We start from the raw sequence: 19856 nt of genomic DNA on the forward strand, positions 1-19856 counted from the left end.
CGCCATGGTGGACGACGGCACGGCACAGGGGAAACACGGCGGCGTAGTTGACGATACCGACCAGCTTGACGTGGTCGGGGTGTGGCACGCCGGTGAAGTCGGTGCCGCCGAAGCAGATCAGCGCCCGCTCCCCCAATTCCGCGCAGGCGGAGGCGATCATGGCCACGGTATCGGCGGGCGACTCGGCGACGGGCATGCTGCCGAAGCCGAAGCAGATCGGCGGCGTGCCCTGCGCGATCCACGACAGCACCTCGTCGTCGGAGTCGGTCGTCAACTCCATTGTCAGCGAACCGACGAAGGGCCGCTGGCCGCCCCATTTCGCCCACTCCTCGGCGAGGCCGGGGAAGCACACGTCATCGTAGGCCTGAATTTCCAAGGAACCGCGTTCGGCGATCCGCCGGGGCGACGCGACGGTCGCGGTGGCCAGCCCGAGGTCGCGGCGTTGCCGGTCTTCGGCCCGCTTGTTCATGCGCCAGCACATCCAGTCGTAGACGCTCATGCCGGTGCGCACCAACGGCTTGGGCATTCGTGGGATCAGTTGACCGTTGGGCCGCATCGGAATGTAGTGCAGGGTGGCCATCGGAATGCCGTAGTAATCAGCGACATTCACGGCGAGATCCTGGTAGAGCTGGCCGCTGAAGATGAGGTCGGCTCCCGCCCCCACCGACATCAGCGACGCGCTCATCTCCTGCCAATTCCGCAGCACGGGCTCCCACGCATCGCGGATCAGCTTGATCGGGTTGCGCACGAAATTCTTCCGAAAGTCACGGATGAATTCGTCGCTCCAGAAGTCGTGCATATCGGGGCCGTAGGCGATCGCCGGGAGACCGGCCTTCTGCGCCAGCTCCACCAGGTTCGGCGGGACGGCCATGCGCACCTCGTGGCCCCTGCGCATCAGTTCACGACCGATGGTGAGGCACGGCTCGATGTCGCCACGCGTTCCATAGCTCGCCACAGCAAATTTCATCGCGACCGTAACCTTAATCACTCTCCGTCAGCATGGGCAACTTCGGCGAGTCGCCGGTGGCCTGCGAATTGCAGATCATCGCTGGCCAATGCGCTTTCCTAGAGGAAAAGGCGGAACGGCGATGCAACGCCTTCGGCGATTGCAAGGAAAATGAATTACATCGCAGTAGCGGTGTGGTGAATTCTGGCAAAGCCAATGTCATCGGCCTTTCCCCCGGACCGTAGCACTGTGACGACCTTCGAGCAGCGCAGGCATCGTCGGCTGAGAATACATTGTGCCAGAGGACCGTCGGCGTGTCTTTGGAAACCGCGCGATTTCGCATCCGCCCTAGATAGCTCCGAAAAGCGCATTTTATCGGCGCTTTTCGCGGCATATTTGCCGGCGCTTGCAGACCCCGCTCAGGCGCGGCTGCGCGCTCGGGCGAAATTCTCGACGAGATCGGCGGCCTTGCGGACGCTGTCGGCGGGCTTGGTCATGTGGCTGGCGATCTGCCGGGCGCGCACCGCGTAATCCGGCGCCAGCACCCGGCGCAGGTCGGCGGTGAGGGTTGCCCGGGTCGTCGCCGAAAACCGCCGCGTAGTCCCAACTTTCAAGCGTTTGAGCTGCGCTCCCCAAATGGTCTGGTTGGCGTCCATGGACAGGATCACGGTGGGAACGCCCGCGCGCATGCTGGCGGCCGTGGTGCCTGAACCGCCGTGGTGGACGACCGCGCGGCAGACCGGGAAGATCGCCGCGTAATTGACCGCCCCCACCACCTTCACGTGCTCGAAAGACGGCGCACTGCTGAAATCGCTGTAGCCGGCGCAGATCAACGCCCGCTCCCCCAGCTCGGCGCACGCGGCGCTGATCATTTCCACCGTCGCGGCCGGGGATGCCACGGGCATGCTGCCGAATCCGAAACAGATCGGCGGGGTACCGGCGGCAATCCACGACGCGACCTCGTCATCGGCGCCGGTGGCCAGCTGCATCGTCAACGTGCCGACGAACGGTCGCTGGTCACGCCAGTCGGCCCACTCGTCGGCCAAGCCCGGGAAGCACACCTCGTCGTAGGCCTGAATTTCCAGCGACCGCCGTTCGATGATTCGCCGGGGCGACGGCCCCGTCGCCTTCGGCAGACCCAGCTCGCGGCGTTGGGCGTCCTCGACCTTCTTGTTCAGGCGCCAACAGAACCAGTCGAACGCCACCATCGACGACCGCGCCAACGGCGCGGGAAGCAAAGACACCACCTGCCCGTTGGGCCGCATCGGGACGTGGTGCAGGGTGGCCAACGGGAGGTCGTAATACTCCGCAACGTTCGCTGCGGGTTCCTGATAGCTCTGGCCGGCGAAGATCAGGTCAGCCCCGTCGGCCAGGGAAAGCAGCGTCGTGTTCATGTGGCGCCAGCATTGGTCGCTCAAATCCCACATCTCCCGCCACAGACCCCGCAGCTTCTGCACGTGCCAGAAACCGCCGAAGAACGACGTCCAGAAGTTGCGATAGATGTCCAGCCAGGCCTGCGACTCCAAGCCGTACGGGACGGCGGTGAGGCCGCCGGCCTCGGTGAACTCAACGGAATCGGGGGGCACGGCCATGACCAGCTCGTGGCCGCGGCGCTGCAGTTCGCGGGCGACCACCAACGACGGCTCGATATCGCCGCGAGTGCCATAGCTCGCCAGCACGATCTTCATCGCTGCCCCACGCCCCTCGGTTTCGCCGTCACCGTTCCCGCACCGACATCACTGTAGGTTTTCGCGGCGCGCGGGGCGCGGGATCTCCGATCCGCGGCGTCTAATCCTTGCGCCACAACACGCCGGTGCCGTCGATCTCCACGATCTCGGCGGTGACGCCGTGCTGGGCGCGATAGTCGGCGACGGCCTGGCGGCACGCCTCGATCGCGTGGTAGTCGTCGATGATGCAAAAGCCCCCGGACGACAACCGCGGGTACAGCCCGTCGAGCGCCTGAATCGTGGACTCGTACAGGTCGCCGTCGAGCCGCAGGACGGCAATCTCACCGATCGGTGCGTCGTGCAGCGTGTCCTTGAACCAGCCGGGAAGGAACCGCACCCGGTCGTCGAGCAGGCCATAGCGCTCGAAGTTCGCCTTGACCTGGGCTTCCGGCACGGCCAGGACGCCGGCGGCCCGATGCAGCCGGATGCCCTTGTCCGCTTCGTAGTTGGCTGCATCCGGCGGCGGCACCCCGGCGAAGGAATCGGCGAGCCACACGCAGCGCTTCTCGTCCCCGTAGGCCGCCAAGACGGCGCGCATGAGGATCGACGCACCGCCGCGCCAGACGCCGCACTCGACCAGATCACCGGGGACGTCCTCGGCCAGTACCGTCTCCACGCAGTGCTGCAGGCTGGTCAGCCGCTGCATGCCGATCATGGTCAATGCGTCCGCCGGCCAGTCCAGGCCCAGGTCCCGCGCCTTGGCGTTGAACGGGCGCTTACGGACCACCATGTAGTTGCGCGTACTCAAAAAGGCCCGGCCCAGGACATTCCACCCCACCGGCACCAACTCGTCGCTGCCGTACGAGGTGAGGTTGCGGCGAAGCAGGTCCAGATATGCGGCGCGCGTATCCAGAAACTGAGATCGCATGCCGCGATCCGCTACGGTCAAGACTTCCCCCTAGTTCGTGTGCACCGCCGTTGCTGGGCCCGGGTCGGATCACGAGATCCATGTCGTGGAGTTTCGGCTGACCCATCGTCGCCCTACCGGCTGGTAGCAATCATCATATGCCCACCGAAGCGGTAGTTTTTCGATCTTGGCGCCGACTGCTGCCCCGGGCCGCAGATCGATGCCGTGCGGGTCAGCCGCGCCAAAAGTCCATCACGGCGCTTTCGCCGCTCGCGGCAATTCGTTAAAAATGTGGGCCAATCGACACCCGGCCGGCGAATTCGCGGAGTTGCGTCAGCCCCGGCCGGCCTGCGGCTGTTCGTCGATCCATTTGAGCAGCGCCTGCAATCCGTCGTCGAGCGTCCAGGCGGGCTCCCAACCAAGCTCGTTTGTTGTCGCTGCTATTTCGCAGCTCGCGGCGCGGACGTCCCCGTCGCGGAATTTGCCGACGACCACCGGTTCGGGGGCGGCGCAAATGGTCGCGACCCGCCGCGCGAGTTCGTGGATGGTGGTCGCGTTGCCCGATCCGACGTCCAGGCAGCGTTGCGTGGCGGCCGGCCGCTGTACCGCCGCGAACAGCGCGTCGACGACGTCGTCGATGTAGACGAAGTCACGGACGATGCGGCCGTCCTCGTACACCTCCAACGCGTGGTGGGCGCGCGACAGGCGCGCGAACAGCGCGACAATCCCGGTGTAGGAGTTGGTCAGCGACTGACCGGGTCCGTAGACGTTCTGCAAGCGCAGCACGCTCAGATTGGTGTCATGCGCGGCGGTCCACGCCGCCAGCAGGTGCTCCTGGGCGAGTTTGGTCGCGGCATAGACGTTGGTGGGCCGCGGCTCGGTGCGGTCGGCGCGGCTGGGCAGCGGGACGGCGGGCTCGCCCGCGGGTCCCTGCGCGTCCCACTGGCCCGCGAGCAGCTGGGCGTGACTGCGCGGACGGGGGTAGAAGATCGAGCCCTCGGACTGCCAAGCGCCCTCGCCGTAAACCGCCCGCGACGACGCCAGCACGAGCTGTTCGGGAACCAGACCCGAACGGCTCAGGGCGTCGAGCAGCTGCGTCGTCCCCACGACATTGACGGCGCCGTGCCGGGTGGCCTCGGACAGCGACTGCGCGGTACCCGTCTCTGCCGCCAAGTGCACCACCTGGGTCGGCCGGCACAGCCGGAGCACCGCATCCCAGTCGGGGGCGTGCGTGACATCCCCGGTGAAGAACCGCACCGACGACGGCAGGTTGAGCGCGACCGGGTCCGCGTGTACTTGAGGATGCAAGACGTCCATGACGGCCACGTCGTGGCCGGCCTCGACGAGCCGATATGCGAGCGCCGACCCGATGAATCCTGCACCACCACTGATGAGCACCGACGCTGTCAAGAACCGACGCCTCTCGTTCGTGTGCGTGAGCGAAGTAGCCGACCGGCGGATGTGCGCGGTCCGCAGCATCATATCGGGCGCCGAACCGCCGTCAGGCGGTTTCTACGCCCACGTGCCGCTGCGCCGGTGCGCCATGGCGAGGACCTCCATCGTCGGTCGCGCGATGGCGGGTCGAAACAACCGGAACAGGATGCTGTCGGTCAGGTGCCGGGAATCCTCGAACGCCCTCCTGAAATCGCGTTCGCTCGCCCGATAAGACTCGAAAACCCGGTCCAGCGTGGCGATGTCGAGCGGGTCGTCCTGCGCCGCCCCCTGCAGCGACTCGTATACCGCGGACATCCAGTCCGTGCCGAACAGGTCCGTCACCGAGCCGCAGTGTCGCTGCCGGCGAAGCCCAGGCGACAGGAAGTCGTCGATCGCCTCCTCGTCGTGCGTCGTCAGCTCGACCGGCAGCGCCGTCGCGATGCGCTTCACTTCTCGGCGCCAATTGTCGAGAAGGTTGCCGTAGTCCACGAATACGCGCGGTACCGCACGGGTGTTGCGCTCGGCCAACACGTTGCATTTGAGCCACAGGGCGCTGGCCAGCGCCTGCGACACTCCCCAGGAGGCCTCGATCGACGAGATGACCTCCTGGGGATGGCGCAGGGCGATGACCGCGGCGACGTCGAACCCCGCCAGGCGCGCCGCCTGAAACCACAGATCGGACAGCGTCGTGATGCGCGGTTCCTTGATGACGACGACCGGGGCGGGCGGCAGGGTCCGCAGATAACGCGCGATCGCCGAGACGCAGTGCACGGATTGCTTTGCGTCGAGGGCGCTTTCTTCTAGAAACCGCAGCGATGGGTCATACCAGTGGGTGCCGCGACGGCGCAGGATCGTCTCGTTGAGCGTGATAGCCGCCCGCGGTTCCCAGTAGCCGAGCGGGTTATTGGCGTCGGCGCCCAGCATCGCGGCCGGAAGCGTGCCTCCGCAGAGCGACAAAACCCTGGTCAGCGCCGACGTGCCGGACCGCTGCGGCCCCAACACGAACAACACCGTCGGCCGGTCCGGCGTAGCGGCGAGTACGGGATTCGCGATGCGGCCGGGCGAATCGACCGCGGTCGCTGCGGATTTGATGATTCTGCTCAACCTCATACGCGAATCCGAACCTTTCACTTGCCGGGCGCCTCGACGACCCCCGCAATTCGGCTGTAAGTCAACAGCTCTCGGGCCCGCCCAAGGGCGCCGCTTCGACATCAACAATCCGAATCACGATTCGACGAGAGCCTTTCCCTGGGTGACCGGCGATGCCGGAGCGACGATTTTTGGCTGCTCCCAGTATCTTTGGCCATACCGTCTCGATCCGCACCCGACGCAGAATGAAACGCTGTTTTAACCCCACGCTAACGCGGCCTGGATCGCTCACGACGGTAACGCGCCGACGATGAACGCAAAGCGTTTTTGACGATTCTGTATATTTTCGTGATCCGCGGTCGCAGCGGACTACCGGTGCGGGCCGCGCACAGCCTGGGAGTTCTGCGACAGTCGCGGCGCGCGGCCCGCGACCTCAACGGTGGCGGGCCTCCTCGGCCCTCGGAGGCGCGATTTCCAGGACAGCGCAGGCTTCTCCACCAAGAACCAGCTCAGCGCCGCGAGCGGCAAGGTCGCCAGCGCCGCGACGGCGGTGAACACGGGTGGCTCCAGGAAACCCATTCCGCAGATGACCAGCAACTGCTGCATGGGCCACGCATAAATGTAGACGCCATAGGACAGATCTGTGCGCAGCCTCAGCCGCCGGTGCTGCAGCAACGCGCCCGAGACGACGACGGCGTAGGCCAGCGGAAGGGCGGCGAGCACACGGTAGTTGGGCGTCAGCAAACCGGCGACGACGACGATGGCACCGCTCGCCGCGACCCAGGACCAACGCGCCGCAACAGCGTCACGGAACTGGTGCAGCAGCGTCCCGGCCGCGAATACGAGGGAGAACCGAGCGATCATCTGCACCACCGTGGGCACCGCCGCGACCGGGTAGGACACCAGCGCCGACAACCCCACAAACAGGGCGAACACCGCCACGGCCGGCCAGCGGCGGCTCAAGAGCCCGGCCAGGCCGGCGAGGGCTATCGCGACGTAACACAGCAACTCGAAGATCAACGTCCACAGAACCCCGTCCCAAACCCCCGGGTACGGAACGTCGCGCGGCGTCCCGGCGATGCCGACGTGGTAGACGTTCAACACGCCGTTGTTCAGCACGTACTCGACAGGGGCCCACGACCACAGCAGTCTCGCCGGGGAGCCCCCCTGGATTGCCACGCCGATAGGGGCGATGACGAAAGCGACGACCAGCAGGCAGACCCACAACCCCGGAAAGATGCGCAGAGCGCGGGCCACGCTGAACTCCCGGAGCCGGGGGTTGCGAACCCAGCTCGACGCGATAAGGAACCCTGAAATCGCGAAGAAACCGTCCACCCACAGCTGGGTGATCAGCTGATCGCCGGGTGGGAGAAGCTTGCGACCGGTGAGCGGCCATGAGTGTTCCAGGATGACGCCCGTGGCGAGCACGAGCCGCCACGCGTTGAGCGCATTGCACCGCGGGTCGAAGGCGTGTCCGAGGTTCGGCTTCGCGCTCATCCGATCGGAAGGCCCGCGGTGCCCCCGGTGCGAGCCCGGCTTCGTCCGCGTATGGCCGCGGCGTTGGCATGGGCAGACATCGTCACAGACTACAACCCGCACACCGACCCGCGCCGTGCGGACACCGCGGCAGCCCGGCACGGCCGCGCGGCTCAGCCGGCCACGGCCCCCGGCTGATAGAACGGGGCGCCGAACTCGGTCACCGGGCGCAGGCCGCGGCTGCGCGCCTTGTCCGCCGCCCGCCGGATCAACGCGTAGATGCCGACGAATGCCGCGTGGTCGGTGGTCGTCAACGGGGTCAGCAGCCGGTTGTGTACCAGGGCGAACGCCACCCCGGTCGCCGGGTCCGCCCACCCGACCGACCCACCCAATCCGACGTGCCCGAACCCGGGCATCACATTGCCGATCGGCAGGGTGTGGTAGCCGAGGTGAAAGGCCAACGGTATGAACAGGTTTCGGTCCGGCCGCAGGCTGCGACGCCCGGTGAGCCCGGCGACCAGCTCGCGGGACAAAAATCGGGTGCCGTCGACCTCGCCGCCGTTGGCGATCGCGCCGTACATCCTGGCCAGGCCCCGTGCCGTGGCCACTCCGTTTGCGGCGGGGATCTCCGCGTCGAGCAACGGCGCGTCACCCTGCACGGCGGCGATCATGCCGGGAAAGTACATCGAGCGGAAGCCGCCGGAGAACTCGTTGACGACCTTGCGCGTGACGAAGTTGAGCGCCGAATTGCCGATGATGCTCTGCGGCACGATGATCTCGGCGGCGCGCGTCGGGGCGCCCGCGGGCGGCCGGCCCAGGTGCAGGCCGTCGGTGCCCAACGGCTCGGCGAGCTCTTCGCGGATGAGTGCGCGCATGTCCTTCCCGGTCACCGCCCGGGCCAGCCCGGACATGAGCCAGCCGAAGGTGAGCGCGTGGTAGGCCGACTTGCCCAGCAGCTTGCCGGGCGCCGCGGCGGCCAGCCGCTCCTCCATCGCCTCGTGGTCGAGCAGCTCCTCCATGCTGGCGCCGCGCAGACCTGACAGTCCCGCGTGGTGGCGCATCACCTGGCGCACCGTCATGTCGGCCTTGCCGTTGGCGCCGAACTCGCGCCAGTATTCGGCGACCGGCGCCTCGTAATCGATCAGGCCCCGGTCGGCAAGGCGGTGGATGACCGTCGCGGCCATCCCCTTGGTCGCCGAGAACACCATGGGCGCGGTGTTGGCCGACCACTGCCGGCGCCCGCCCCGGTCCGACCAGCCCGTCCACACGTCGACGACGGGTTGGCCGTCGACGTACACCGCCAGCGCCCCGCCGCCCAGGCGGCGCGCGGGAAACATGGCACCGAAGCTTCGAACGACGCAACCAAACCGTGAGTCCGCCGCTCCGGACACGCGCTGACCTGCGTCAAGGTCACCGCGGAGAGGAACCGCTCGGCGATCGACTCGTGTTTCCACCGTCACATCTGGCGAATTTACTTGCATTTCATACCTTGCCGGAGCGAAATCTGGATTATTTACCCATCCGTTAGCGCGACGCGGCGTCCAGTATTTGCTGGGCGGCCAGCGCCGGGGTCAGCTCCCCCGCCTTGACCCGGCGCTCCACGTCGGCCTTCATGCTGCGCACTTGCGGGTTAGACAAGACCCGGTTCACGACCGAATCGCGCACCATCTGCCAGGTCCAGTCGACTTGCTGGGACCGCCGACGCGCCTCGAACTCACCCGCCTGACTGAGGACCTGGCGGTGACGTTCGACGGTCTCCCAGAGCTCGGCGAGGCCCGTGCCCTCGACCGCGCTCATCGTCAGCACGGGCGGGCGCCACAGCGTCTCGCGGGGATGGATCAGCCGGATCGCCCCGGACAGTTCACGCGCGGCCGAGCGCGCCTCCGCGAGGTGTTCACCGTCCGCCTTATTCACCACGACGATGTCGGCGAGCTCGAGCACACCCTTCTTGATGCCCTGCAACTGATCGCCGCTGCGGGCCAGGGTGAGTAGGACGAAGGTGTCCACCATGTTCGCCACCGCCACCTCGGACTGGCCGACGCCGACGGTCTCGATCACGATGACGTCGAAGCCGGCGGCCTCGAGCAGCACCACCGTCTCGCGGGTGGCCTTGGCCACGCCGCCCAGCGTGCCCGAGGTCGGCGAGGGTCGGATGTAGGCGTCCGGATGGACGGCCAGGCGAGACATGCGGGTCTTGTCGCCGAGGATCGAGCCGCCGCTGCGCGTCGAGGAGGGGTCGACGGCCAGCACCGCCACCCGGTGGCCCCGCTCGATGAGATGCATGCCGAGCGCTTCGATGCTGGTGGACTTGCCCACCCCGGGGATCCCCGTGATGCCGACCCGATGCGCGTTGCCGGAATCCGGCGTCAGTGCCAGCAGCAACTGCTGCGCCCGCTCCTGATGGTCGGCGCGGGTCGACTCCAGCAGCGTGATGGCTCGCGGCAGGGCGGCGCGGTCACCGGCGCGGATCGCCGCCGCCAAATCGTCTGCCGGATCGGGCTTTTCGGCGACCATCTAGTCGAGCGAATAGCCGAGCCGCTCGGCGAGCTTGTGCAGCAGACCGATGGCGGCGTCGGCGATTACGGTGCCGGGCGGGAAGATGGCGGCCGCGCCGGCGGCGTACAGCTCGTCGAAATCGCCGGGCGGGATGACCCCGCCGACCACGACCATGATGTCGGGCCGGCCGACCTCGGCCAGCGCGTCGCGCAGCGCCGGCACCAGGGTCAGGTGGCCCGCCGCCAGTGAGGACACCCCGACGACGTGTACGTCGTTGTCGGCGGCCTGCCGCGCCACCTCGTCCGGCGTGGAGAACAACGATCCGACGTCGACGTCGAACCCGATGTCGGCGAAGGCCGTGGCGATCACCTTCTGCCCGCGGTCGTGCCCGTCCTGGCCCATCTTGGCCACCAGGATGCGAGGCCGGCGCCCGTCGGCCTCCGCGAATTTTTCGACGAGATCGGTGGCGGTAGCGATGTTCTCGGCCTTTCCAGCTTCGTCGCGGTAGACCCCGGCGATGGTGCGGATCTCCGCCTGGTGGCGCCCGTACACCTTCTCCAACGCGTCGGAGATCTCGCCGACGGTGGCCTTGGCGCGGGCCGCGTCGATGGCCAGGGCCAACAGGTTGTTGCCCAGCCCGTCTCGATCCCCCTTGCCGGCTGCGCCGGAGTGCGCGGCTGCGGCGCGCGACAATTCGGCCAACGCGGCGTCCACGGCCGCCTGGTCGCGGCCGGCCCGCAACTCCTGGAGCTTGGCGAGCTGCTCGGCGCGCACCCGGCTGTTCTCGACCTTGAGGACCTCGACCTCCTGGTCCTCTTCGACCTGATACTTGTTGACGCCGATCACCGGCTGGATGCCGGAGTCGATGCGGGCCTGCGTGCGCGCGGCCGCTTCCTCGATGCGCAGCTTCGGGATGCCGTCGCTGATGGCCTGCGCCATGCCGCCGTGCTCGGTCACCTCGGCGATGTGGGCGCGGGCTTTCTGCGCGAGTTGGTGGGTGAGCCACTCGACGTAGTACGAACCCGCCCACGGATCGATGGGCCGCGTGGTGCCCGACTCCTGCTGCAGCACCAGCTGGGTGTTGCGCGCGATGCGGGCCGAGAAGTCGGTGGGCAACGCCAGCGCCTCGTCGAGCGCGTTGGTGTGCAGCGACTGCGTGTGCCCTTGGGTGGCGGCCATGGCCTCGATGCAGGTGCGGGCCACATTGTTGAACGCGTCCTGCGCGGTCAGCGACCAGCCGGACGTCTGCGAATGGGTGCGCAGCGACAGCGATTTGGAGCTCTTGGGGTTGAACTGCGACACCAGTTCGCTCCACAGCAGGCGGCCGGCCCGCAGCTTGGCGACCTCCATGAAAAAGTTCATGCCGATGCCCCAGAAGAACGACAGCCGCGGCGCGAAGGAATCGATGTCCAGCTCGGCGGCCAACCCGGCCTTGATGTAGTCGACGCCGTCCGCCAGGGTGTACGCCAGCTCGAGATCCGCGGTGGCGCCGGCTTCTTGGATGTGGTAGCCGGAGATGGAGATCGAGTTGAACTTCGGCATCTTGGCGCTGGTGTAGGCAAAGATGTCGGAAATGATGCGCATCGACGGCTTGGGCGGATAGATGTAGGTGTTGCGCACCATGAACTCTTTGAGGATGTCGTTCTGGATGGTGCCGGCCAACTTCTCCGGCGGCACCCCCTGTTCCTCCGCGGCCACCACGTACAGCGCCAGGATCGGCAGCACCGCGCCGTTCATGGTCATCGACACCGACACCGTCGACAGGTCGATGCCGTCGAACAGTTGCCGCATGTCCAGGATGGAATCGATTGCTACGCCGGCCATTCCGACGTCACCCTGCACGCGCGGGTGGTCGGAGTCGTAGCCGCGGTGGGTGGCCAGGTCGAAGGCCACCGACAGCCCCTTCTGGCCCGCCGCCAGGTTGCGCCGGTAGAACGCGTTGGACTCCGCCGCGGTGGAAAACCCGGCGTACTGGCGAATGGTCCACGGCTGGTTGACGTACATCGTCGGGTAGGGCCCCCGCACGAACGGCGGGTCACCGGGGAAGGTGTGCAGCGGGTAGCCATCGGCCTCCGCGGCGGCGCGATCGGCACCGATGTAGACCGGCTTGACGTCGATGTCTTCCGGTGTGTGCCACTGCAATTGGTCGGGGGTGTACCAGTGCGCGGCCGCCGAGGCCTCGACGAATTGTTCGACGGCGGACTCGGTGGGCCGCTGCGGGGTTCGCTCACTGCGCAGCGGGACCTCGGCGAAGCTGCCGACAGCGGGTGCGGTGGTCGTCATGGTCTCAGGCCCCCAACCGTGTGAGCAGATCCGACAGGGCTTGCACTGCATTGATTTTCGCGGTCAAGTATTCATCGGGCCGATGCTCCGCGTCGGCCACGGCCTTCTCGGGGCCGGCAAGGTACACCCGCTCGACGGCCGCGGCCCGGGCGGCCTCGACCACTGCCGACGCCTCGTCCTGGTAGCGCTTGTCCGCGCCGCAGAGGACGGCGACCGTCGGTGTTCCCACCGCGCCAAACTCGCTGACCGCCGCCGCGACGCCGGCGGCGTCGACCGTCCCGGGGTTGACCGCCTCGATCCCGCCGGAGGCCAGCAGGTTCGACGCGAAGGTCGTGCGAATGTTGTTCTCGGCCAACGGGCCCAACGGCAACAGCAGCACCCGCGGGCGCGCGCCGGTGCGTTCCAGGTAAGCGTCGGAGCGGTCGCGCAGCGCCTCGAACTGCGCGGCGTAGCGGATCAGCTTGCCCGCGGCCAGCGGCGAATACGACGACTCGGTCTGCGGCAGCACCGGCTCGGTGAGATTAGGGAACTCGTTGACCCCGGTGACGGCGGTGCGGCGATGGGCGATGTCGTCGGCCCGGCGGGCCGCGATGTCGGCGATCTGGCCGGCGATGAAGTCGCCGGCGTCGGTGAACCCGCCACGGGACTCGACGGCCTGGAACTGCTGCCAGGCCTGCTGGGCGAGCCGGTGGGTCAGGTCCTCGACGAACCACGAGCCGCCGGCGGGGTCCAGGACCCGGCCCACGTGCGACTCCTCGAGCAACAACAACTGTGTGTTGCGCGCGATGCGCCGCGCGAAACTGGTTGCGACACCCGGGAATCCACCTTCGATCGCCGCGTCGAACGGGTAGATCAGCAACGAGTCGGCGCCCCCGACCCCGGCGCCGAAGGCGGCCAGCGTGCAGCGCAACATGTTCACCCACGGGTCGCGCTGGGTCATCATGGGCAGCGACGTCTCGGCGTGCACGACGGCCGCGCCGGCGTCGGGTTCGCCGAGCACCTCCGCGACCCGCGCCCACAGATTGCGCGCCGCCCGAATCTTCGCGATCGTCATGAACTGGTCGTCGTCGGCGGCGAACCGGAAACTGATCTGCCGCAACGCCTCCGCGATCGACAGCCCGGCCTCGGTGAGAACTCGCAGGTAGGCGACCGCGGCGGCGACGCCGGCGGCCAGCTCCCACGTCGCGTTGGCGCCCAGGTTGTGGAAGGCGGGACCGTCGACGGTGATCGCGCGGATTCCGGTGTGGCCGGCGGCGCGCCGGGCGACCGCGACGACGTCCTCGATGGTCGGGGCGGGCCGCCCACTCAGCGCCGCGGTGAGCGGGTCACCGCCGAGGTCGATCGCCAGCAGGGCCCGCTGGTCGGGTTCGACGCCGGCCGCGAGGCTCAGCACCGCGTCGGCCGCCGCCGCATAGTCGGCGCCCGCCTCCAGGATCAGCGGCGCCATGCTCAGGTAGACGCCGTCGAGCGCCTGGGCGATCTGGTCGGGCGCGACCCCGGACTCGCCGATGCGCAGGACGACCGCGCCGGCCCCGTTGCCGAGGGCGTCGAGCACCGCGGAATTGACGTCGGCGGCCGCGACGCCGGGCACCGGGGTGGCCGGGAACGCCTCCGCGACCTTCCAGCCGGACTTGACGTCGCGCAGCGGGTCGGCGCCCCGCACGTACGGCCACTCGCCGGGCAGCGGTGGCTCGGGCAGCTCGTCCAGCGCCGTGTAGAGCGCGCGCACCGCGATCCCGTCGTAGGTCGGGGTCTCCAGCAGCCGCTCCGGCTCGTCACCCAACTGCTCGGGGTCTTTCCGGGTGCTCTTGGACAGCACACCGGCGACCGCACTGCGCCAGCGACCGCGAACCTGTTCTAGGTCGGCCAGCTCGGGTACGTCAATGGACACCGATTGCTCCCTTTTCCCAGCGTTGGGACCGTTGCTTGGGGATACCGCTTGACTAAAGAGATTAATTGACGGAACTCGCCGCTAAAAACCGCCGTGGGCGGCTCGGCCGTCAGGTCCGCGACGAAACGCCAGCGCCGAGCAACGCCGTATTCACCTGGGCACCGTAACCTTGGCAGGCGTGACGGCTTCCGCCACCAGCAAGATCGGCGAAACACTGCGTGATCTCGGCCGCGCGCTCGGCGTGGCCGCGCGCCAGGCGTCGCGGTCGCGGATCGCCTGGACAGTCGTGGGCATCACAGGGCTGGTGGTGCTCGCCTCGTGGGCGCCGCTCCCCTCGCCCGTGCAGTTGCGCGACTGGGCGCAGTCGGTGGGGCCGTGGTTTCCGCTGGCGTTCCTCGTCGCCCACATCGTCGTGACGGTGGTGCCCGTCCCGCGGACCGTGTTCACGCTGGCGGCCGGGCTGTTGTTCGGCCCCGTGCTGGGGGTGGCGATCGCGGTGATCGCCAGCACCGCCAGCGCGATGATCGCCATGCTGCTGGTGCGCGCCGCCGGGTGGCGGCTCAACCGCCTGGTGCGGCACAACTCGATCGACACAGTCGACGAGCGCCTGCGCACTCGCGGGTGGCTGGCCATCCTGTCGCTGCGGCTCATCCCCGCCGTGCCGTTCTCCGCTCTCAATTACGCCGCCGGTGCGTCGACCGTGCGGGTGCTGCCCTACGGGCTGGCGACCCTGGTCGGGCTGCTTCCCGGCACCTCGGCGGTGGTCATCCTCGGCGACGCGCTCGCCGGCCACCCGAGCCCGCTGCTTTATGTGGTTTCGGCGATTACCAGCGCGCTGGGGCTGACCGGGCTGATAATCGAAGTCCGGCACTACCGCCGGCAGCACCGCCGTGCTGACCGCCCCGTCGACGACGAGCACACGCCCGTATCCGCCGCCGTCAGCTGAGCGGGCAGCGCCGCCCGGTGCTCCCGCGGTACGGCAGATGTGTGGTCGATGGTGGGGGACGGCGTGCTCGAGCTGGCAAGTTGGGGGTTGCGGTACTCGCCGACCGGTACCATCGCCTTCCCCCTCAGCGCCATCGCGCTCGTGGTGGCCGCCCTGTTGCCGTTGCTGCCCAAGCGCAGAAAGCGCTACCGCGGGCTGCAACGGGGCGCGTCGGCGGCCACCAGCGCGTCGCCCGAGCCGCGGGCGCGCTCCCGGATGCACAACTCGCTGCTGAAGGTCGCGGCGGTGTGCAGCGCGGTCGCGCTGGTGGCGACCTTCTGCCTGCTGCCCGACTCCGTCAACCAGGCGCAGGAGATCACTCCGGCGCCCGTCCTCGCGCCGATCGACCTGCCGGTGGCCAGCGCCGTCGGGCCCGGGGCCGGCATCTACGTCGACTTCGCCGACGGGTCGGGCGGGATGGGCTGCACCGCGGGCTTTTTGGTGCGCACCAGCACCGGTCAGGCCGGCATCCTCACCGCCGGCCACTGCAACCGCCCCGGGGAGATGAGCCGGGTGACGATGAACCTGGACGGCGTCCTTCCCTACGCGACGCTGGGCACGTTCAGCCGCACCGTGAGCGAGGGCGTGCACGACGAACAACACGACATCGGCTTGGTGACACTCGACGGTGACAACGTGCCGCAAACCTCGGCCGTCGCCGCGTCGTTGCCCGTCTCCGGGGTGGCCAGCGGCCTGCAACTTGGCCAGCAGCTGTGCAAGTTCGGCATGAGCTCCGGCGCCGACGCCTGCGGGAAGATCGTCCAGCTCACCGGCAGCAAGGTGGTGTTCCTCGCGACCGGGCAGTGCGGCGATTCGGGCGGTCCCGTCTACGTCAACCAGGCTGACGGCACCGCCAGCGCCGTCGGCATCCTGATCCGCGGCGGCGACCCCGACACCCCGCGGATCGGCTGCGCCGCGCCCGCGAAGTTCTCCGTCGCCGAGCTGGTGCGGCCGTGGCTGGACAGGTGGCATCTGAGCGTCGTGACCGCGCCCGCCGCGCACGGGTGACGGGCCGCTTTCTCACGGGTCTCAGAGAGGTAGGCATGGGCGAAGTGCCCGCCTCGTAGCGACAACGGCAGTGTGGCGGCGTGCCTCCGCGCTCGCGTGGTTGCGTCGGGCGCGTTTGTCGCCCGGGCGCTTCCCTGCCACCGCGCTACGCCTAGCTCCCGTCGGGCGCGTTTGTCGCTGTGAGGCGGGCACTTCGCCCACGCCTTCCGCTCCGGCGTGAGCGGCGGACAGTTCTTCAGGTTCGCTTCAGCCTCACTTCCTACCGTCGCGGCATCGCCACGAGATGGCTGCGGGGGAAACCGGGCGCCCGGGCATCGCGTCCCCACCCAGCCGCGGGGATGCACCGGCTTGCCGCCGCATCTCTCGCGGTCGATGGGCGCCAACCGAGAGGAGATGGATCGAATGAAGATGAAGCGCTTGATCGCCGGGGCGCTGCTCGCCGGCAGCGTCGGGGCGGCGGGATGGAGCGCCGCGGTTGCCAGCGCGGATCCGCCGCCACCGCCACCGCCGCCCGGCCAGCCGGGACCGCACCCCGGCGGACCGTTCGGCGGACCGCCCGGTCCGGGCGGACCATTCGGGCCGCCACCGCCACCGGGGCCGGGCGACCCGTTCCGTCCGCCGCCGCCGCCCGGCTTCTGATCTCGACCCGCCGAGCGGTGCCTTCCCTTCGAAGGTCACCGCTCGGCGGCGTTCGTCACCGGTTCAGCGGCAGGCGCAGCCGGAACACGGCTCCCCCGCGATCCGCCAGACATTCCAACTCGCCGCCGTGCGCCCGGGCCAGCGCCCGCGCGATCGGCAGCCCCAGCCCGGCGCCGCCGTGGTCGCGAGCGCGCCCGGCATCGAGACGGACCAGGCGTTCGAAGATCTTGTCGCGCTGGTCGTCGGGGATGCCGGGGCCGCTGTCGGTGACGGTCGCCTCGGCGGCGCCGTCGCGCACGCTCAGGTCGACGACGATGGCGCCGCCGGGCGGCGTGTGGCGGCGGGCGTTGTCGAGCAGATTCGACAGGATCTGAGCGAGCCGGGTCGGGTCCGCGTTGACCATCAGCGTGTCGAGACCCGTGCGGCTGACCGACAATTGCGGCGCCAGCATGGCGGCCCGGTCGGCTTCGGCGGTCACGACGGCCGCGAGGTCGACCTCGCGCCGGTCCAGGGGCAGACCCGCGTCGATGCGGCTGAGGTCCAGCATGTCGTTGACGAGCCGGCCGGCCCGTCGGGCGTCGGACAGCAGTAGCGTCGCCCGCCGATACTGCGCCTGGGCCGCCTCGTCGCCGTCGCGCTGCGAGGCGCTGTTGGCGACTTGCTCGGCGGCGACCTGCATGCCCGCGATCGGGGTGCGCAACTCGTGCGCCGCGTCGACCAGGAAACGCCGGATCGCCGTCTCGGCGCGCCGGGCGGCGTCGGCGGCCCGCTGAGCCCGGCCCTCCGAGGCCTCCAACGCGTCCAGCATCCCATCGAACGCGGTTGCGGCGCGGCCTAATTCGGTGTCCGCACGGTCGGGATGCAGCCGCCGACCCCGGTCGCCGGTCCGGATGTCGTTGGCGAGCGCCGTCAACCGGTCCAACGGCCGCAGCGCGGTCCGGCTGACCACGACCAGCAGCAGGGCGGCGAGCAGCAGGGTCACGACGCCCGCTCCGATCATCAGCAGGCGCAGCTGGTGGGTGACCTGCGTCGTCTGGGTGGTGTCGGCGACCAAGATGAGGCGGGCGCCGTCCGGGAGCGGATGCACCACCGCCGTGGCGGTGGCCCCGGCGGGCTGGGGCGGCGGAGGCGGGGGTGGCGGCCAGGGCGGCATGCCTAGCGGCGGGTACGGCGGCCCGGGCGCATATGGCGGCGGCCCCGGCGCATACGGCGGCGGCCACGCAGGCGGCGGCGGAAACGGCGGTGGGACCACCGATCCGGCCGCGGTGTCGGGGCTGATGCCGCGATCGCCGTAGGCGGTGCCGTCGGCGGTGACGACGAGGGCGCGCACCCCGCCGCCGTTCAGTTCGGCGGCGATGAGGTCGTTGGAGGTGTGCACGGAGACCAGGGCATCCGCGCGCGACGTCGCCGCGAGCAGCCGGTCGTGCAGATTCCGGCGGGCCAGGATGCCCAGGCTCACGTCGACCGTCACGCCGAGCACCACCAGCAACACGGCCAGCAGCGCGACGACCAGCAGCGTCACCCGCCGTTGCAGCGACGGCGTCGGGGTCGACAAGCCGACCGTCATGAGCGTTGCGGCGCGAGCCGGTAACCGATGCCGCGGACGGTGTGCAGGATCCGCGGGCCGTGCGCCTCGAGCTTGCGGCGCAGTCCGCTGACGTGCACCTGCACCAGGTTGGGGTCGTAGGCGTCGTAGCCCCACACTCTGTTGAGGATCTGACCGGCGCTCACGATGCGGCCGCGCTGCTCGACGAGGAAGGCGAGCAGCCGCAGCTCCGTCGCGGTGAGGTCGAGCCGGCTGCCGCCGCGCGCGGCGACGCCCGCGCCGGTGTCCAGCATCAGGTCCCCTACTTGCACGACGTGCGGCAACCGTCCGCGGCGGCGCAGCACCGCGCCGACGCGCGAGACGAGCTCGGCGAGCTCGAACGGTTTGATGACGTAGTCGTCGGCCCCGCCGTCCAAGCCGCGCAGCCGGTCCGGCAGGCCGTCGCGGGCGGTGATCAGGACGATGCCGACGTCGCCCCAGTCGCGGATGACGTCGATCAGGGTGAAGCCGTCGCGGCCCGGCAGCATGACGTCGAGCACCACCACGTCCGGCCGCAGCCCATCGAGGGCGTCCTCCAGCCCGTCGCCGTCACACCGGCCGGCGGTGTGATAGCCGACGTCGGTGAGCGCCTCGCTGACCATTTCGCGGATCGTCTCGGAATCCTCGACCACCAGCACGCGCGGCGCGCCCGCGCTGAACGGGCCGGCAGCCGCGCGCGAGCAGTCCGTCATGGCTTCATTGTCGGCCGCGCAGCTGAAGCCAGGCTGAAGCGGGGTCACATGAGCCCCGCCTGTCACTGGGCCGGGGCGGTGTGCGAAGTGCCCGCCTCACAGCGACAGCGCCGGATGCGCCCCGAGTGCCAGGGGGTTGTCGCTGTGAGGCGGGCACTTCGGCAAGCCCCCCACTCCCCGTGACGCAAGTGGCCCATGGTTCTTCAGATCCACTTCAGCTGCGGCCCCTACCGTCCGGTGCCATGACAACAAACGACGAGATCATCACCGATCCGCCCGCCCCGCCACCGGTCGCCACGCGGCCGCCGGAGAGCCGCCGCCACCCGACCGGCGTGGTCGTCGCGGCCGGCGTGGGTGGCGCGCTGCTCGGCGCGTTCGGCACCATCGCGGCCATTGCGTTCGCCTGGATCATCAACACCGGGCCGCTCGGACCGCCGCCGCCACCGGGTCCGCCCCCGATGCTGGCCCCGCCGTTCGTCCACGGCCCGCCGCCGCCCGGCGGCTTCGGATCGCCACCCGGCGGCTTCGGATCGCCACCCGGCGGCTTCGGATTCCCACCCGGCGGCCCGCCCGGGGCGCCACCGCACGGCGCTTGGCCGCCACCGCCCGGCGAGGCGCCGCCACCGCCGCCCGCACCGCACAGCTGAACCGCATCCGGACCCGCCGCGGTCACGATGGGTCCATCGTGACCGCGGCGGTCGCGTATTACCGGCGGCTCGGGCCCTTCACCGTCATGACGGCGAACGTCTCAAGCGCAC

Annotated in this window: 17 protein-coding genes; 5 read left to right on the plus strand and 12 right to left on the minus strand. The window is 69.4% G+C overall.

Translation table 11 applies throughout. The annotated features are described in order from the left end of the window. A partial coding sequence (locus A5700_RS24015) for a glycosyltransferase (protein ID WP_082966247.1) occupies nucleotides 1–967 on the minus strand: 967 nt, incomplete at its 3' end. Between the two features lie 32 nt (nucleotides 968–999). On the opposite strand from A5700_RS24015, the gene A5700_RS26410 reads away from it, so the two are divergent. Continuing rightward, nucleotides 1000–1191, plus strand: a complete 192-nt coding sequence (locus A5700_RS26410; protein WP_156671421.1) for a hypothetical protein — start codon at nucleotides 1000–1002, stop codon at nucleotides 1189–1191. A gap of 174 nt (nucleotides 1192–1365) precedes the next feature. Here the strand turns inward: A5700_RS26410 and A5700_RS24020 are convergent, their stop codons facing one another. The 9 genes from A5700_RS24020 to mutA form a co-directional block, all read right to left on the minus strand. Then, nucleotides 1366–2634 (minus strand): glycosyltransferase, encoded by a 1269-nt coding sequence (locus A5700_RS24020; protein ID WP_068075225.1) that lies wholly within the window; start codon nucleotides 2632–2634, stop codon nucleotides 1366–1368. A 100-nt stretch (nucleotides 2635–2734) separates the two neighbouring features. Further along, nucleotides 2735–3541, minus strand: coding sequence for a TylF/MycF/NovP-related O-methyltransferase (locus tag A5700_RS24025; RefSeq protein WP_068075228.1), 807 nt, complete (start codon nucleotides 3539–3541; stop codon nucleotides 2735–2737). 312 nt (nucleotides 3542–3853) lie between these two features. Next, nucleotides 3854–4918 carry an NAD(P)-dependent oxidoreductase gene (locus A5700_RS24030; RefSeq protein ID WP_068075267.1) on the minus strand — a complete coding sequence of 355 codons (1065 nt, stop codon included), beginning with the start codon at nucleotides 4916–4918 and terminating at the stop codon, nucleotides 3854–3856. Between the two features lie 114 nt (nucleotides 4919–5032). Beyond that, nucleotides 5033–6064, minus strand: a complete 1032-nt coding sequence (locus A5700_RS24035; protein ID WP_068075231.1) for a sulfotransferase family protein — start codon at nucleotides 6062–6064, stop codon at nucleotides 5033–5035. A gap of 348 nt (nucleotides 6065–6412) precedes the next feature. Beyond that, nucleotides 6413–7540, minus strand: coding sequence for an acyltransferase (locus A5700_RS24040; protein WP_068075235.1), 1128 nt, complete (start codon nucleotides 7538–7540; stop codon nucleotides 6413–6415). Nucleotides 7541–7692: 152 nt separating this feature from the next. Then, entirely contained in the window at nucleotides 7693–8979 is a 1287-nt protein-coding gene (locus A5700_RS24045; protein ID WP_068075238.1) for a serine hydrolase domain-containing protein, read from the minus strand. A gap of 64 nt (nucleotides 8980–9043) precedes the next feature. Further along, nucleotides 9044–10033, minus strand: coding sequence for a methylmalonyl Co-A mutase-associated GTPase MeaB (meaB, locus tag A5700_RS24050; protein ID WP_068075241.1), 990 nt, complete (start codon nucleotides 10031–10033; stop codon nucleotides 9044–9046). Beyond that, on the minus strand, nucleotides 10034–12298 hold the full coding sequence (gene scpA, locus A5700_RS24055; RefSeq protein WP_068075244.1) for a methylmalonyl-CoA mutase: 2265 nt from the start codon (nucleotides 12296–12298) through the stop codon (nucleotides 10034–10036). Nucleotides 12299–12302: 4 nt separating this feature from the next. Next, on the minus strand, nucleotides 12303–14189 hold the full coding sequence (gene mutA, locus A5700_RS24060) for a methylmalonyl-CoA mutase small subunit (RefSeq protein WP_068075247.1): 1887 nt from the start codon (nucleotides 14187–14189) through the stop codon (nucleotides 12303–12305). Between the two features lie 178 nt (nucleotides 14190–14367). On the opposite strand from mutA, the gene A5700_RS24065 reads away from it, so the two are divergent. From A5700_RS24065 to A5700_RS26415, 3 genes are all read left to right on the plus strand, one after another. Next, on the plus strand, nucleotides 14368–15135 hold the full coding sequence (locus A5700_RS24065; RefSeq protein WP_068075251.1) for a TVP38/TMEM64 family protein: 768 nt from the start codon (nucleotides 14368–14370) through the stop codon (nucleotides 15133–15135). A gap of 48 nt (nucleotides 15136–15183) precedes the next feature. Then, nucleotides 15184–16182, plus strand: coding sequence for a S1 family peptidase (locus A5700_RS24070; RefSeq protein ID WP_068075270.1), 999 nt, complete (start codon nucleotides 15184–15186; stop codon nucleotides 16180–16182). 402 nt (nucleotides 16183–16584) lie between these two features. Next, complete coding sequence (locus A5700_RS26415; RefSeq protein WP_156671422.1) at nucleotides 16585–16821, plus strand: hypothetical protein; 237 nt, start codon at nucleotides 16585–16587, stop codon at nucleotides 16819–16821. 55 nt (nucleotides 16822–16876) lie between these two features. Here the strand turns inward: A5700_RS26415 and A5700_RS24075 are convergent, their stop codons facing one another. Next, nucleotides 16877–18388: a HAMP domain-containing sensor histidine kinase gene (locus tag A5700_RS24075; protein WP_068075254.1), complete on the minus strand. Its 1512-nt coding sequence runs from the start codon at nucleotides 18386–18388 to the stop codon at nucleotides 16877–16879. Continuing rightward, entirely contained in the window at nucleotides 18385–19098 is a 714-nt protein-coding gene (locus A5700_RS24080) for a response regulator transcription factor (protein ID WP_068075257.1), read from the minus strand. Before A5700_RS24080 ends, A5700_RS24075 begins: the two co-directional genes overlap by 4 nt. 242 nt (nucleotides 19099–19340) lie before the next feature. On the opposite strand from A5700_RS24080, the gene A5700_RS24085 reads away from it, so the two are divergent. Next, nucleotides 19341–19745: a hypothetical protein gene (locus A5700_RS24085; protein ID WP_068075260.1), complete on the plus strand. Its 405-nt coding sequence runs from the start codon at nucleotides 19341–19343 to the stop codon at nucleotides 19743–19745. Nucleotides 19746–19856 lie beyond the last annotated feature (111 nt).

The sequence above is a fragment of the Mycobacterium sp. E1214 genome, assembly GCF_001666755.1.
Lineage (GTDB): Bacteria > Actinomycetota > Actinomycetes > Mycobacteriales > Mycobacteriaceae > Mycobacterium.